Below are 14,653 nucleotides of genomic sequence, written 5' to 3'. Positions count from 1 at the left end.
CTCGCGTGTGTACGCGAGCGCACGCATTGCGGTGCCCGCCGCGCCCGCAGCGTCTACGATAGATAAGACATTTGGCGCCGGCACCCTGCCGCAGAATCGGTACGCACTCCGCCGGGCGCCGCGGCGAAACCACATCGCAACGGTGGAGACGACATGGCCAAGAACATCGTTTTCTGCGCGGACGGCACCTGGAACGGCCCGAATTCCAAGGACGACGACAACGACGGCATTCCCGACACGACCAACGTCTGGAAGCTCTTCTGCACGCTCGCCGGCAATCCGAAGCAGGATTCCGTGCTGCTCGCGTCGGAGCAGGAAATCGAGGAGCCCGGTCCAAACGGCCAGGTGGCGAAATACCTGCATGGCGTCGGCGATTCGCGCAACATCGCGATCAAGCTGCTCGGTGGCGTCTTCGGCGACGGGCTGATCGCGCGCATCGTCCGCGGCTACACGTACATCTCGCGCAACTATGAACCGGGCGACGCGATCTTCCTGATCGGCTTTTCGCGCGGCGCGTACACTGCGCGCGCGCTCGGCGGCATGATCGCCGACGTCGGCGTGCTCAACCGGGCAAACTACGATCCCGACAACAAGGAGCAGGCTTACGAACTCGGCATCAAGCAGTGGCGCAGGCATCGCGAGACGCGCATCGCGGCGCGCCAGAACGCGGGCGGTCTCGCGGGTCTCTTCAGCAGTCTGGTGAGGCACCTGCCGCTTTTCGCATCCGATCCGCCCCAGCCGAACGAAACGCTCCCCGTCGACATGATCCGGGCAATCGGCGTGTGGGACACGGTCGGCTCGCTCGGCATCCCGATCTATCTCGGCGCGAACGGTTCGGACATCGACGTGTTCCGTTTCGCCGATACCGCGCTCAACAACAAGGTGCAGTTCGGTATCCACGCGATCAGCCTCGACGAGCAGCGCGCCGACTTCACGCCGACCTTCTGGAACAAGCGCGACGGCATCACGCAGGCGCTCTTCGTCGGCGCGCATTCGGATGTCGGCGGCGGCTATCCGATCGCGGAATCGGGGCTTTCGGACATCGCCTGCGACTGGATGCTGCGGCGGCTCTCCGATCCCGCCGTCGGACTGCATCTGAAACCGGAGCCGTGGCCGTTCAAACCCGACTTCTTCGGCGCGTCGCACGAACCGTGGGCGATGCCGCCGTTTTCCCTGCTGCCGAAGGGACCGCGCACGCCGATTCCGTTTCCGCAGGACGTCGGCGCGCACATTTCGATCGCGCACCGGATGGGGATCGATCCCGCCAGCGGACAGACCGTCGCGGTGTCGCTGAAGTATCTGCCGACAGCCCTCGCGGAGCAGCTCGGGACCAACACGGTCTGGGTCAGTTGAGCGGGCGCGGGGGCTTTCGGACTACTCGTATATCTGGAATCCGATACGCTCGCGATTTTCCCGGCGCTCGATCTCGTTATCACGATCGACGCTGCCCGGTCTGGGCGCTCGTGCCGACCTGCAGCGACTCGCGCTGGATGCCCGACCGACCCGACGGTCCCTGGTATCCCTCGATGCGCCATTTCCGTCGGCAAGAACTCGGACGATGGCAATCCGTGATCGACGAAGTGCGGCTCGCCCCGCACGAATTGCCCCGCTGACCTTCCCCGATTGGCCAGTTAGTTAAGCGTACCCTTGACCTGCCCCGCTCGACCGTCTATACCAGACACTCGTGCTATTCCTTCGGAACTGCACGCGGCCCGGGCGCGCGGCTTCGAATGCTGAAACCTCGCGCGACGGCCGGCGTTTGAAAAAGAGATCCGGACTGCCAAGCCACAGGAATCGAACGCACCGCGAGGCCGCAATGAAAAAGACCGCTACGTCGTGCAGCGCGCTGTTCGCTTCGTTCGTATGCTGTCTCCTTCTCGCTTCCTGCACCGCCAGCCATCCGCTTCAGCCGGCCACCGCCGCAGGCACCACGACACTGCCGTCCGGCGGCGTCTACAAGGGCAGCGTGTCCGCCCGCGGTGACGCCATCCTCCTGATGCTGTTCGACGGCACCGCCTATCTGTTCTACGGCGACGCGCCCGCGTCCGCAGGCAAAGGCGGACTGGGCGGCGTGGTCGTCGCGAACAATGGTTCGCAGTCCGCAAGCGGACAGTTCACCAGCCTCAGCGCCCAAAACTACAGCCTGCGCACGCGCACGACATCGCCCGTCACGTTCGATGCCGACTTCGCGCGTGCGCCGGCCGTGACGGGCAGCGTCGCCGACAAGGGCTATGGCGCCGCGACCCTCACATTCTCCGGCGCGTCCGACCAGATGCTCGGCGCGGGACCGGCGCGCGCGACCGTCGCAGGCCTCTACAGCGGCCGCGGCGGCTCGATGCGCGGCAACACGTCCGCCAGGCTCACCATCACCGACGACGGCTTTCTCGCTGGCACGACGGGCATCGGCTGTGTATTCAAAGGCACGGTCGCGCCGCATACCGGCGTGAACGCCTACGACGTTTCGATCACGTTCGGACCCGCGCCGTGTCCGCAGGCGGGCACGACCGTCCCGGGCAACGCGGTCCTCGACGGCGCGCGCCTTCTGGCCGTGCTGCCGAGCGCCGACCGCTCGGACGCGTTCGTATTCGACGGCAGCAAATAATCTCAGCAAGTGACGGCCGTAAATGGCCGTCGCACTTCAGGCTTTATCCGCAGTTGCAGTCTTCAAAAACGACGTATCCAAGGAGACGAAACAGATGAAAGCGAAGATGAATGCAGCGCTCAGGGCCGTACCGCTCGCCGCCGGGAGCGTGATGCTCGCCGCGCTCTCCTGCGCCTACGCGGCGCAGGACAACGTGGGCACGCTGTCCAACTTCAAGCAGACGGGCAACAACGTGCCCGCCGAGACCATTCCGCAAGCCGGCCAGAATGCCGAGGCCCTGCGCAACAATCTCAAGCAGATCAAGCTGCCGCCGGGCTTCAAGATCGAGTTGTATGCCGTGGTGCCGGAGGCGCGCCACATGGCGATCGAACCGTCGACCGGCGTGGTGTTTGTCGGCACGCGCAAGAACCGCGTGTGGCAGGTCACCGATCGCACCCATCAGCGGGTTGCGAGCGATGTCGTGCAGTTCGCGTCGTCGGTGGCATTCAAGGTGCCAAATGGCGTTTGCTTCTCCCCCGACGGCGTGCTTTACGTGGTCGAGCAGAACCGCGTGCTCGGCTTTCCCGCAGCGCAGTTCTTCGGCGAAGGCGGTTCGGACGTCGCGGCGGCAGTCGTCGTGCCACAGGGCAAGCTGATTCCGACGCAGTTCGAAAGCTTCAACCACGGCGCGCGCGCGTGCCGCATCGGGCCGGACAAGAAGCTCTACATCGCGCTCGGCCAGCCGTGGAACGTGCCGCCGAAGGACAAGCTCGCCGAGCTCGACAAGAACGGCCTCGCCGGGATCATCCGGCTGGATCAGGACGGCAAGAACCGCGAGGTGTATGCGCACGGCGTGCGCAATTCGGTCGGGCTCGACTTCAATCCGAAGGACAAGACGCTCTGGTTCACCGACAACCAGGTCGACGGCATGGGCGACGACACTCCCCCCGGCGAACTCAACCGCGCGACCAAAGCGGGCGAGAACTTCGGTTTCCCGTGGTACGGCGGGGGCAAGGTACGCACGGCCGACTACAAGGATGCCACGCCGCCGGCGGGTGTCGTGTTCCCGCAGGTCGAAATGGCGCCGCACGCGGCCGACCTGGGCATGTCGTTCTACACGGGCAAGATGTTCCCTGAGAAATATCAGGGCGGGATCTTCGACGCCGAGCACGGCTCGTGGAACCGGACCAAGCCGATCGGCGCGCGCATCATGTTCACGCCGGTCAAGGACGACGGCACCGCCGGCCCGACCGAAGTGTTCGCGGAAGGCTGGCTTACGTCGACGGGCGAATACATGGGCCGCCCGGTGGACGTCCAGCAATTGCAGGACGGGTCGCTGCTCGTTTCCGACGACTTCGCCGGCGCGATCTATCGCATTTCCTACGCAGGCGGAAAATGAGACACGGAACGACGACGATGATCGCGGCGGCCGTACTCGCCGCGTGCGCGGCGAGTACGGCGGGCGTTTCTTTCGCCGCCGACGTCAAGGCGGGGCGGGCGAAGGCGGTACAGTGCCAGGCCTGCCACGGGATCGACGGACTCGCGAAGATTCCGGAAGCGCCCAATCTCGCAGGCCAAACCGAGGAATATCTGGTGAAGGCGCTGAAAGACTTCAAATCCGGCGCGCGTCAGAACGACATGATGACGTTGATTGCGAAACCGCTGACGGACGCGGATATCGCCAATCTCGCCGCCTACTATCACAGCCTCGGCAAACAGTAGCGGCGCGGCGTCGTTTTATCAAAGGTGTTGACAGGAAGATTTAAGGGTTTATACTTAGTCCTGTCTCCTCCATGTCTCAACCGATATGGATTACGCCCGCTCAACGAGAGCGGGCTTTTTTTTGCCCTGCTTTTCCGAAAGGCCGTCGAATCGACCGCGCGCGGCCATCTCGAAAAAAACTTGGCCCTCCGCGATGAATCGCCTATTCTGAAATCGTAGTCCGTGTCGAGCACGAGACTGCAAAACGGGGCGAAAAGCGGTGCTGGCCGGAAGGTACGCCGCCTGTTTTTGGCCCCGCCCTCACATGAAAGCCCGCCAAGCGCGGGCTTTCGTTTTTGTGGCGGCGCGCACGGCAGCCCGCGCCACTACTCCTCTTTCGATCCGCCGCGCCGAGCTTCGAGCTGGCGTCGCGAGCGTTCGAGTTCTTCCGCGATCAGTTGCTCGTCCGGCAGCACCGTCTGATATTCGGCGGCGAGGATCTTGTTCGGCAGGTTGTCGAGCGCGTAGCGCGCTTCCGCGCTGCCCTTCCCGGCGCAGAGAATGAGTCCGACCGGCGGATTTTCGCCGGGCTTCATCCAGTGCTCGCGCGCGTAGTTCAGGTAGAGATGCATCTGGCCCGCGTCGGCGTAGCTGAACCGACCGACCTTCAGGTCGATCACGACGAGGCACTTCAGCCGCCGGTGGAAAAAAACGAGATCGACGCGAAACCACGTATCGTCGATTCGCAGTCGCCGCTGGCGTCCGATGAACGCGAAATCGTCGCCGAGTTCGAGCAGGAAATCCGCGAGACGGTGAATCAGCGCGTCTTCGAGATCGGATTCCGAGTATTCGTCCTTGATATCGAGAAATTCGAGCACGAACGGGTCGCGAATTGCTTCTTCGGGCGTCATCGCGTCGCCGGGCTCAGGCTCGCCGGCCTTTTCGATGAGCGCCGCCTTGTTGCGCGACAGCGCGAGTCGCTCGTAGAGCTGGCTGTTCACCTGCCGGTCGAGCTGCCGCACCGACCAACCCTCGCGCAACGCCTCGCTCGCGTAGTAGGCGCGCGCCGCGTCGCTTTTCACCGAGAGCAGTCGCACGTACGCCGACCACGGCAGCGGAAAACGCGCAGCGAGCGTCGCAAGGGCGGGCGGTGTCGCGGCATCGTCGGCGGCTGCGGCTGCGGCTGCGGATTCTCCAGACGCCGTCTGGACATTCGGGTCCAGCGGCAATTTTCCAGACGGCGTCTGGACAATCTGCCCAAGTGGCCATTGCAGATAGAACGCGCGCATGTTCGCGAGATTCGCGCGTCCGAAGCCCCGGCCGAAGCGCTGCGTCAGGTCGTCGGCGAGCCGGGCAACGAGTGCTTCGCCGTACGCCGCGCGGTCCGCGCCGCCCTGCTCGAATTCGACGATCCGCCGCCCGATCTCCCAGTACGAGGCCGTCATGACCGCATTGACGCTGCGCGCCGCCGCCCGGCGCGCGCTTTCCAGCACCTCGACGATGCCCGAGCGGATGCCGTCGTAGTCGCTGGTGGAAAGTGCTCGCTTCGTCATGCGCCGGCCGCCTCGATCTGTTCGTATCGTCGCGACCGATGTTAGCGGAATTCGCCGCCCGCGCGACGCGCGCCGCACGCGACCGGGTTAGACAAAAAAGGAACGAATCGTGCTATTCCTCTCTACAACTACAACGGAGGAGACGATGCAAATCGAATCGACGGATTGGTTCCCGCTCGACGAGTACGCGCCCGTTCGGGACGGCTGGTACGAAGTGCAGTTGACGAGCGGCGCGACCGCGTTCTCGAAGTTCATCGAAGGCCAGTGGACCGAGAAGCCCGCGCTCACCTTTACGCACTGGCGCGGGTTATCGGCGGACCCGACGCTCTCGGGAGAAACCGAAAACATCGATGCCGAAGCGACGGCCGCTGAAGGCGTGCGCGCCGTCTGGAACGCGTTTTTCCCCTCGATCGCCGACGACCCCAAACAGGGCGAAGCGCATCGCAAGGACGCCTGAGCCGGGCATGAAGCTGTGGATATCGATGCAGCGCCGCATTTATCCACAGTTTTTGTGCTTAACCCTGTGGATATCGGGCCGGTGAACGCGCCAACGCGTTGATCCGAAAGGCGTTGGCGCGGAAGGTGCAGGCGGGTCTCCGTTCCTCAGTGACGCACGCGCTGCTGGCCGCAGAACGAGACCGCCAGCGCATTCGTCGATGAAGCGAGCCAGTTCGGCAGCGCGGGAAGATCGACGTCGAGCAGCGCCTCGGAAACCGCGGCGCGATTCAGTTCTTCCTCGGCGGACATCGGCAGCGCGAAGGCGATGGTCCACGCAGCAACAAGAGCAACGGCAATCGCGCTCAGCCAGATCGATACGTACATGATGGGCAACCTCGCTAATGGTGAGCATCAGGCGTGCATCTGCGAGTTCCGGGGAAATTCGTGAGCGCGGGCGTGTCGCGGCGGTCAGCGGGTAGAACGAACTCGTATCGACGGCGTCCGGTACAAATCAGAAGGGCGAACCCCGAAAAACGTTTGCCGGAACGCGATCAGCAATCAGATGCGTCTGAATGTGAGGTTAGTTTCGCGCCGACGATTCGACAGCCCCACTGAGGAAGGGACCTGAAGCAGGGATCGGGCGTGTCCCGTGGAGCGCTAACGGACGAAAGCCGTTCAGCGCACGTCCGGTGCCGGCATTTCCGGGACGCCCTGCGCCCGGGCCGCAGCGCGTTGTGCTTCGAGCGCGCGCTGGAAAGCCTCACGCTCGCGCAGCCGCTTCCAGTAGGCGGCGATCGACGGCGGGAATCGCTCGCTCAGTTGCAGATGCTCGGCCAGCATGAGCGCGTAGCCAACCGAGATATCGGCCGCCGTGAAACGCTTCGCGCACAGGAACGCGCGTTCCGCGAGCAGCGGTTCGAGCGTGCGCAGACGGGCGAGAAACCACTTCGTGTAATCGTCGGCGACTTGCTGCTGGCGGCGCTCCGGCGGCTCGAAATGCGCGTAGCGCAGGATCAGCGTCTGCGGAAACGTGAGCGTCGCTTCGCCGAAATGCAGGTAATTGAGGTAGCCGCCGAAATCCGCTTCGTGCGGCGCGACATCGAGTACGCCGGGCGAATGGCGCGCCGCCAGATACTGGCAAATCGCGGCGGATTCCGTCATGCGTCCGGCGTCATCCAGAAAAAGCGCGGGCACGGTGCCAAGCGGATTGACGTCGAGATACGAGCGGGCGTGCACGCGCGGCGGGAACGGCAGCATCTTCAGTTCGTAAGGCAAGCCGATTTCCTCGAGCATCCACAAAGGACGGAACGAACGCGCACTGACGCAGTGGAACAGGGTGATCATGGCTCGGCGCCTCGCTTTCTGAGTATTGCTCGGTGACATTTCCGATTTTCGACGGCCATCACACAAAGGTCAATACGATTTCGTGAGTAACGCTCACACACGGGATACGCCAGGGGCGCTATCGTCCCCGCGACAATCGCCCTAAGATGGGCGACTCTGTCGAGTGTGAATGAACAAATCTCATGGACCTGAACCTGGTCGGGCTGTTTGTCGAGATCGTCGAATCGCGCAGCCTCAGCGCCGCCGCCCGCAAGCTGGGCATGACGCGCTCGAACATCAGCCAGCGGCTGAAGCTGCTCGAACGCGAAACCGGCGCGCAGTTGCTGCGCCGCTCGACGCGCAGCTTCGAACTCACCCAAGCCGGCCACACGCTCTACGACTGCGGCCAGCGCATGCTGGAAGACCTGAGCACCGCGCGAGCGTCGATCGACAGCCTCGGCCAGACGCTGCGCGGCCGCGTGCGCATCAGCGTGCCGACGGGCTTCGGGCGCATGTTCATCGGCGCGAAGCTGCTCGAATTCGCGCGCGCGCATCCGGGCATCACGCTCAACGTGTCGTTCAACAATCGCATCGAAGATCTGATCGCCGCCGAAGTCGACGTCGCCGTGCGCATCACGTCGACGCCGCCGCTCGATCACGTCGCGCGCAACATTTGCCCGATCGAATGGAACCTGTACGCGTCGGCGGATTACGTCGCGCGGCACGGCCCGATCGAGCGTCCCGCCGATCTCGCGCGGCAGACACTCGTCGCGTCGCCTTATCCGGGACTGCGCGCGGTGATCGAACTGATCCACCGGCAGAACGACACCGACGTCCACTCGATCCCGATGCAGCCCGCACTGCAATCGCCCGACTTTCCGTTTCTCGCCGACGCGGTGTGTCAGGGCATGGGCGTCGGCATGCTGCCGGAGTACGTGCCGCACGCGCCGGGAAACCGCGGCCTCGTGCAGATCCTGCCCGAATATCGCGTGGCCGGGCAGCAGAACACGCTCTATATCGTGACGCTGCCGAACCGTTACCCGTCGCCATCGACGCAGGCGCTGATCGACTATCTGCGCGACGAAATTCTGGCGCTCGCGCAGACGTGGGAATGACTCGTCGCACGCTTTGTCAATTCTGAATTAACAGTCCATCAATCTCAATTGGAATTGTCAATACCGGCAGGTCAGCCCACAATACGTTCAAACAATCAGGAGACTTAGCACGATGAACGCTCAACTAGCCGACGCTCCCGTCAAAACCGAATTGCGCGACGGCGTGCTCGTCGTGACCGTCGACAATCCGCCCGTCAACGCACTCGGCGTGGACGTCCGGCGCGGACTTTCCGCCGCCATCGAACGGGCCGACGAAGACAGCGGCGTCCAGGCGGTCCTGATCGTCGGCGCGGGGCGCAACTTCATCGGCGGCGCGGATATCCGCGAATTCGGCAAGCTGCCGATGCCGCCCTCGCTGCCCGACGTCTGCAACCGGATCGAAGCGTGCGCGAAACCGGTCGTCGCCGCAATCCACGGCGCGGCGCTCGGTGGCGGCCTCGAAGTCGCGCTCGCGGCGCACTACCGGCTGGCCGTCGCGGGCGCGAAGCTCGGACTGCCCGAAGTCACGCTCGGCCTGCTGCCGGGCGCGGGCGGCACGCAGCGCACGCCGCGCCTGATCGGCGCGCAAGCCGCACTCAACCTGATCCTGAGCGGGCGCCACATCGGCGCGGAAGAAGCGCACAAGCTCGGCCTCGTGGATCGCGTCGGCAAGTCGGGCGAGGCACTCGCCGACGGCCTCGCCTACACGCAGGAACTGCTCGCCGCGCGCGCGCCGGTGCGCCGCACCCGCGACGCCGCTGGCCTCTCCGACCGTCGCACGAGCCGCGCCGCGATCGAAGCGGCACGCGAACAGACGGCGAAGAAATCGCGCGGATTGTTCTCGCCGCTGAAAATCGTCGACGCGGTTCAGGCCGCGCTCGAACTTCCCTTCGACGACGGCCTGCGCCACGAGCGCCAGCTTTTCCTGCAATGCATCGACAGCCCGCAGCGCGCCGGCCTGATCCACGCGTTCTTCGCCGAGCGCGAAGTGCTGAAGGCGCCGGAGACGCGCACGGCGAAGCCGCGCGCGATCGCGAGCGTAGGCGTGATCGGCGGCGGCACGATGGGCGCGGGCATCGCGGTGGCCGCGCTCGACGCGGGCCTGCCCGTGACGATGATCGAGCGCGACGAGGCCTCGCTCTCGCGCGGCCGCGCGCATGTCGAGAAGGTCTACGACGGACAGATCGCAAAGGGCCGCATGACGCCGGAAGCAAAAGCCGACGTGATGAGCCGCTGGACCGGCAGCACGTCCTACGATGCGCTGGCAGCCGTCGATGTCGCGATCGAGGCGGTCTTCGAAGACCTCGACGTGAAAAAAGCCGTGTTCGCGGAACTTGATCGCGTCTGCAAGCCGGGGGCGGTGCTGGCAACCAACACGTCGTATCTCGATATCGACGCGATCGCCGCCAGCGTCTCGCGTCCCGCCGACGTGATCGGCCTGCACTTCTTCTCGCCCGCGAACCTGATGAAGCTGCTCGAAGTAGTCGTGCCGGCGAAGGTTGGCGCGGATGTGGTCGCGACCGCGTTCGAGTTCGCGAAAAAGCTGCGCAAGGTGCCGGTGCGCGCGGGCGTGTGCGACGGTTTCATCGGCAATCGCGTGCTGGCGGTGTACCGCACGGCCGCCGATCACATGATGGAAGACGGCGCGTCGCCTTACCAGATCGATCGCGCGGTGCGGGAATTCGGCTTCCCGATGGGGCCGTTCCAGGTGATCGACCTGGCGGGCGGCGACATCGGCTGGGCGGCGAGAAAGCGCCGCTCCGCTACGCGCGATCCGAACGCGCGCTACGTGCAGATCGCGGACCGGCTCTGCGAGCGCGGCTGGTTCGGGCAAAAGACCGGGCGCGGCTTCTACCTGTATCCGGACGGCGCCCGCAGCGGCACGCCGGACCCGGAAGTCGAGGCGATCATCGATGCGGAGCGCCAGCGCGCGGGCGTCGCGCCGCGTGAATTCTCCGACGACGAAATCATCCGCCGCTACATGGCCGCGATGATCAACGAAGGCTCGAACGTCGTGCACGAGGGCATCGCGCTGCGCCCGCTCGACGTGGACGTCGCGTTTCTCTACGGATACGGCTTCCCGCGCCATCGCGGCGGCCCGATGAAATACGCCGATACGGTCGGCCTCGCGAAGGTGCTCGCCGATATTCGCGAGTTCGCGAAGGAAGATCCGCAGTTCTGGCAGCCGTCGCCGCTGATCGTCGATCTCGTCGAGCGCGGCGCCGATTTTGCGAGCCTCAATCAAGCCGCGTGATCCTCTTCGGCGCAAAGCCTGAAATCCGCGCGACGCGTCATGCGTCGCGCGGGATCGCATCGAACTTCACCGAAAGAAGCCCATCATGGACCTGAACTTCACCCCCGAAGAGGAAGCGTTTCGCGAGCAGGTCGTGCGCTTCCTGCAAGACAAGCTTCCGCAACGGCTCTCCGATAAAGTCCGCAACGGCCGGCGCCTGACGCGCGCCGACATGGCCGAATGGCACGCGATCCTGAACGGACAGGGTTGGCTCGCGAATCACTGGCCGCGCGAACAGGGCGGCCCGGGCTGGAACGCCGTGCAGAAGTTCATCTTCGAGAACGAATGCGCGCTCGCCGGCGCGCCGCGCGTGGTGCCGTTCGGCGTAAACATGCTCGGGCCGGTGATCATCAAGTACGGCAGCGACGCGCAGAAGCGCCACTGGCTGCCGCGCATCCTCGACGGCTCCGACTGGTGGTGCCAGGGCTATTCCGAACCCGGCGCGGGCTCCGACCTCGCGGCGGTCAGGACGACAGCCGTGCGCGGCATCGACGAGAACGGCGAGCATTACCTCGTGAACGGCCAGAAGACGTGGACCACGCTCGGCCAGCACGCGAACATGATCTTCTGCCTCGTGCGCACCGCGACCGACGTGCGCAAGCAGGAAGGCATCAGCTTCCTGCTCGTCGACATGAACACGCCGGGCGTCGAAGTGCGCCCGATCTTGACGCTCGACGGCGAGCACGAGATCAACGAAGTGTTCTTCACGGACGTGCGCGTGCCGGCTGCGAACCTCGTCGGCGAGGAACACAAGGGCTGGACCTACGCGAAGTATCTGCTCACCTACGAGCGCACGAATATCGCGGGCGTCGGCTTTTCGGTCGCGGCGCTGGAGCGCCTGCACAAGGTCGCGGCGAAGCTCACCCGCAACGGCCGCCCGCTCGCCGACGATCCCATGTTCGCGGCGCGCATGGCCCGCGTCGAAATCGATCTGGAAAACATGAAGACGACCAACCTGCGCGTGATCGCGGCGGTCGCGGGCGGCGGCGTGCCAGGCGCCGAAAGCTCGATGCTCAAGATTCGCGGCACCGAGATTCGCCAGGAGATTTCGTCGCTGATGCGCCGCGCGATGGGGCCGTACGCGCGCCCGTTCATCGACGAGGCGCTCGACGAAGGTTACGACGAGCCGCCGGTCGGTCCGGAAGGAGCCGCGAGCGCCGCCGCGATGTATTTCAACAACCGCAAGCTGTCGATTTTCGGCGGCTCGAACGAAATCCAGAAGAACATCATCTCGAAGATGATCCTGGGACTGTAAGGGGACGCGCGCGATGGACTTCCAACATACCGAAGACCGCCGCATGCTGGCGGACACATTGAATCGCTTCATCGCCGAGCAGTACGGCTTCGAGACGCGCGACGCCATCGCGCGCTCGGCCACCGGCTTCAGCCGCGAGATGTGGGGCCGTTTCGCGGAACTGGGGATCGTCGGCGCGCTGTTCGGCGAAGCCGACGGCGGATTCGGCGGCGAAGGCTTCGACATCGCCGTTGTGTTCGAAAGCCTCGGGCGCGGACTCGTCGTGGAGCCGTTTCTCGGCGCGCTCGTCGTCGGGCGGATGGTCGCCGCGGCCGGCAGCGACGCACAGAAAGCGCTCGTCGCGCGGTTGATCGAAGGCACGGCCGTCGCGGCGCTCGCGCACGACGAACCCGGCTCGCACTACGAACTCGCGCGGGTATCGACGCGCGCAACCCGCGCCGCCGACGGCCAGTGGACGCTGAACGGCGCGAAGGGCGTCGTGCAGCAGGGCGAAGCCGCCGACGTGTTCCTCGTCTCGGCGCGCACACGCGGCCCGGACGATGCCGAAGACGGCATCTCGCTCTTTCTCGTCCCGCGCGACACGGCCGGCGTGAGCGTGCGCGGCTATCGCACGATCGAAGGCGGACGCGCCGCCGAAGTCGCGCTGGACGACGTGCGCCTGCCCGCCGACGCGCTCCTCGGCGCGCCGGACGCCGGTTTCGCGACGCTCGAACGCGGCATCGGCTTCGGCGTGCTCGCGCTTTGCGCCGAAGCGCTCGGCGCGATGGACGTCGCGAAGGACTTCACGCTCGACTACCTGCGCACGCGCAAGCAGTTCGGCGTCGCCATTGGCAGCTTTCAGGCGTTGCAGCATCGCATGGCCGACCTGCTGCTCGACATCGAACAGGCGCGCTCGGCTGTCATCAATGCGGCGGCCGCGCTCGGCGCGGGACGCGTCGCGCGCGAGCGAGCGCTGTCGGCTGCGAAATACAGCATCGGGCGCATCGGCGCGCGCGTCGCCGAAGAGTGCATCCAGTTGCACGGCGGCATCGGCATGACGTGGGAACTGCCGCTCGCGCACTATGCCAAGCGCCTCGTCATGATCGACCACCAGTTCGGCGACGAAGACCATCATCTCGAACGCTATATCGCGCTCGGCAAAGACTGAGCCAGTCGACGCCAAACGAACCCGGACCTGCCCATGTCGAATCCGAATTCCTCGTTGCCGCTCGCGGGCGTGCGCGTGCTCGATCTTTCCCGCGTGCTGGCGGGCCCGTGGTGCGGCATGGTGCTCGGCGACCTCGGCGCCGAAGTCATCAAGCTCGAACATCCCGAGCGCGGCGACGATACGCGCGACTGGGGCGTGCGCGTCGGCTCGACCGAGACCGCATATTTCAACAGCGTGAACCGCAACAAGCGATCGGTGAGCCTCGACTTGCAGACCGCCGAAGGGCAGCAGATCGCGCGCGATCTCGCGCGGCAATGCGACGTCGTGATCCAGAATTTCAAGTTCGGCGGGGCGGAAAAGCTTGGCCTCGGTTATGAACAACTGCGCCGGGAACGCGACGACCTGATCTACTGCTCGATTTCCGGCTACGACCGCAGCGGGCCGGAGGCGGCGCGTCCCGGTTACGACCTCGTCGTGCAGGGCGAGGCCGGGCTGATGGCGATGAACGGCGAAGCGCACCAGCCGCCGCTCAAGTTCGGCGTCGCGGCCGTCGATCTGTTCACCGGCATGTATTGCGCGCAGGCCGCGCTGGCGGCGCTGTTCGAGCGGCAGAAGACCGGGCGCGGACGCCATATCGAAATGGCGCTCTTCGATTGCGGGCTGATGATCACCGCGTACTACGGACTCGAAGCGCTCATCCTGGGCGGCGACCCGCCGCGCTACGGCAACGCGCATCCGTCGATCGTGCCCTACGGCGTGTTCGACGCCGCCGACGGTCCGCTCGTCATCACGGTCGGCACTAACGCGCAGTTCGCGCGCTTTTGCCGCGACGTGATCGAGCGCCCCGACCTCGCCGACGACGTCCGCTTCCGGACAAACGTCGGCCGCGCGGCCAACCGGGACGTGCTCGCGCCGGAGATCGATCGCGAAGTCGCGCGGCGCGAGCGCACGGTCCTGCTGGAGCGGCTGGCAAAAGCCGGCATTCCCTGCGGCGAAGTGCTCGGCCTGCACGAAGCGCTCACTTCGAAGCGCGCCGCCGATGCTGGAATGGTCACGAGTCAGCCGCATCCGGAAGCGGGCAGCACGCCGGTGCTCGCGCCGCCATATCGCTTCGACGGTGTGCGATTGCCGGTGCGGCGCGCGCCGCCGACGCTTGGCGAAGGCACGAAGGACGTCTTGCAGTCGCTGCTCGGTTTGTCGGAGGAACGGCTCGCGCGGCTGAAGGCGGACGGCGTCGTATAACGGTCATATCGACAAAACGTGCTTCC

The 14,653-nt window shown here is 65.5% G+C and carries 13 protein-coding genes; 10 read left to right on the top strand and 3 right to left on the bottom strand.

Annotated features, from left to right (window positions below):
- The first annotated feature begins 153 nt into the window (after positions 1–153).
- From AWB81_RS01710 to AWB81_RS01695, 4 genes are all read left to right on the top strand, one after another.
- Positions 154–1,353, top strand: coding sequence for a T6SS phospholipase effector Tle1-like catalytic domain-containing protein (locus AWB81_RS01710; RefSeq protein ID WP_062632169.1), 1,200 nt, complete (start codon positions 154–156; stop codon positions 1,351–1,353).
- Between the two features lie 463 nt (positions 1,354–1,816).
- Positions 1,817–2,602, top strand: a complete 786-nt coding sequence (locus AWB81_RS01705) for a hypothetical protein (protein WP_062632168.1) — start codon at positions 1,817–1,819, stop codon at positions 2,600–2,602.
- A gap of 106 nt (positions 2,603–2,708) precedes the next feature.
- On the top strand, positions 2,709–3,980 hold the full coding sequence (locus tag AWB81_RS01700; RefSeq protein ID WP_062632266.1) for a PQQ-dependent sugar dehydrogenase: 1,272 nt from the start codon (positions 2,709–2,711) through the stop codon (positions 3,978–3,980).
- Positions 3,977–4,303, top strand: coding sequence for a c-type cytochrome (locus AWB81_RS01695; RefSeq protein WP_062632167.1), 327 nt, complete (start codon positions 3,977–3,979; stop codon positions 4,301–4,303). Before AWB81_RS01700 ends, AWB81_RS01695 begins: the two co-directional genes overlap by 4 nt.
- Positions 4,304–4,668: 365 nt before the next feature.
- Here AWB81_RS01695 and AWB81_RS01690 read toward each other — a convergent pair whose 3' ends face one another.
- Positions 4,669–5,835, bottom strand: a complete 1,167-nt coding sequence (locus tag AWB81_RS01690) for a PDDEXK nuclease domain-containing protein (RefSeq protein ID WP_062632166.1) — start codon at positions 5,833–5,835, stop codon at positions 4,669–4,671.
- 145 nt (positions 5,836–5,980) lie between these two features.
- Here AWB81_RS01690 and AWB81_RS01685 point away from each other — a divergent pair, with 145 nt between their 5' ends.
- The gene (locus AWB81_RS01685; RefSeq protein WP_062632165.1) at positions 5,981–6,292 is read left to right on the top strand and encodes a hypothetical protein; all 312 of its coding nucleotides are present in this window, start codon (positions 5,981–5,983) and stop codon (positions 6,290–6,292) included.
- Positions 6,293–6,438: 146 nt separating this feature from the next.
- Here the strand turns inward: AWB81_RS01685 and AWB81_RS01680 are convergent, their stop codons facing one another.
- Positions 6,439–6,657 carry a hypothetical protein gene (locus AWB81_RS01680; protein ID WP_062632164.1) on the bottom strand — a complete coding sequence of 73 codons (219 nt, stop codon included), beginning with the start codon at positions 6,655–6,657 and terminating at the stop codon, positions 6,439–6,441.
- 291 nt (positions 6,658–6,948) lie between these two features.
- Positions 6,949–7,617 carry a glutathione S-transferase family protein gene (locus tag AWB81_RS01675; protein WP_062632163.1) on the bottom strand — a complete coding sequence of 223 codons (669 nt, stop codon included), beginning with the start codon at positions 7,615–7,617 and terminating at the stop codon, positions 6,949–6,951.
- 182 nt (positions 7,618–7,799) lie between these two features.
- On the opposite strand from AWB81_RS01675, the gene AWB81_RS01670 reads away from it, so the two are divergent.
- From AWB81_RS01670 to AWB81_RS01650, 5 genes are all read left to right on the top strand, one after another.
- On the top strand, positions 7,800–8,711 hold the full coding sequence (locus AWB81_RS01670; protein ID WP_062632162.1) for a LysR family transcriptional regulator: 912 nt from the start codon (positions 7,800–7,802) through the stop codon (positions 8,709–8,711).
- 112 nt (positions 8,712–8,823) lie between these two features.
- Positions 8,824–10,944, top strand: a complete 2,121-nt coding sequence (locus tag AWB81_RS01665; RefSeq protein ID WP_062632161.1) for a 3-hydroxyacyl-CoA dehydrogenase NAD-binding domain-containing protein — start codon at positions 8,824–8,826, stop codon at positions 10,942–10,944.
- Positions 10,945–11,029: 85 nt separating this feature from the next.
- Positions 11,030–12,238, top strand: coding sequence for an acyl-CoA dehydrogenase family protein (locus tag AWB81_RS01660; RefSeq protein WP_062632160.1), 1,209 nt, complete (start codon positions 11,030–11,032; stop codon positions 12,236–12,238).
- A 13-nt stretch (positions 12,239–12,251) separates the two neighbouring features.
- Positions 12,252–13,385: an acyl-CoA dehydrogenase family protein gene (locus AWB81_RS01655; RefSeq protein WP_062632159.1), complete on the top strand. Its 1,134-nt coding sequence runs from the start codon at positions 12,252–12,254 to the stop codon at positions 13,383–13,385.
- A 33-nt stretch (positions 13,386–13,418) separates the two neighbouring features.
- Entirely contained in the window at positions 13,419–14,627 is a 1,209-nt protein-coding gene (locus tag AWB81_RS01650) for a CaiB/BaiF CoA transferase family protein (RefSeq protein WP_062632158.1), read from the top strand.
- Positions 14,628–14,653: the final 26 nt, after the last annotated feature.

This window comes from Caballeronia arationis, assembly GCF_001544975.2.
Taxonomy (GTDB): Bacteria; Pseudomonadota; Gammaproteobacteria; order Burkholderiales; family Burkholderiaceae; genus Caballeronia; species Caballeronia arationis.
The sequence above is the reverse complement of the archived record's forward strand: the minus strand, read 5'-3'. Positions and strand labels throughout refer to the sequence as shown.

What these genes read in the sequence shown, in the direction of transcription:
- AWB81_RS01660 (WP_062632160.1), top strand. Translation starts at nt 11,030, where the DNA reads ATGGACCTGAACTTCACCCCCGAAGAGGAAGCGTTTCGCGAGCAGGTC.
- AWB81_RS01690 (WP_062632166.1), bottom strand. Translation starts at nt 5,835, where the DNA reads ATGACGAAGCGAGCACTTTCCACCAGCGACTACGACGGCATCCGCTCG.
- AWB81_RS01685 (WP_062632165.1), top strand. Translation starts at nt 5,981, where the DNA reads ATGCAAATCGAATCGACGGATTGGTTCCCGCTCGACGAGTACGCGCCC.
- AWB81_RS01670 (WP_062632162.1), top strand. Translation starts at nt 7,800, where the DNA reads ATGGACCTGAACCTGGTCGGGCTGTTTGTCGAGATCGTCGAATCGCGC.
- AWB81_RS01665 (WP_062632161.1), top strand. Translation starts at nt 8,824, where the DNA reads ATGAACGCTCAACTAGCCGACGCTCCCGTCAAAACCGAATTGCGCGAC.
- AWB81_RS01710 (WP_062632169.1), top strand. Translation starts at nt 154, where the DNA reads ATGGCCAAGAACATCGTTTTCTGCGCGGACGGCACCTGGAACGGCCCG.
- AWB81_RS01675 (WP_062632163.1), bottom strand. Translation starts at nt 7,617, where the DNA reads ATGATCACCCTGTTCCACTGCGTCAGTGCGCGTTCGTTCCGTCCTTTG.
- AWB81_RS01680 (WP_062632164.1), bottom strand. Translation starts at nt 6,657, where the DNA reads ATGTACGTATCGATCTGGCTGAGCGCGATTGCCGTTGCTCTTGTTGCT.
- AWB81_RS01655 (WP_062632159.1), top strand. Translation starts at nt 12,252, where the DNA reads ATGGACTTCCAACATACCGAAGACCGCCGCATGCTGGCGGACACATTG.
- AWB81_RS01705 (WP_062632168.1), top strand. Translation starts at nt 1,817, where the DNA reads ATGAAAAAGACCGCTACGTCGTGCAGCGCGCTGTTCGCTTCGTTCGTA.
- AWB81_RS01700 (WP_062632266.1), top strand. Translation starts at nt 2,709, where the DNA reads ATGAATGCAGCGCTCAGGGCCGTACCGCTCGCCGCCGGGAGCGTGATG.
- AWB81_RS01650 (WP_062632158.1), top strand. Translation starts at nt 13,419, where the DNA reads ATGTCGAATCCGAATTCCTCGTTGCCGCTCGCGGGCGTGCGCGTGCTC.
- AWB81_RS01695 (WP_062632167.1), top strand. Translation starts at nt 3,977, where the DNA reads ATGAGACACGGAACGACGACGATGATCGCGGCGGCCGTACTCGCCGCG.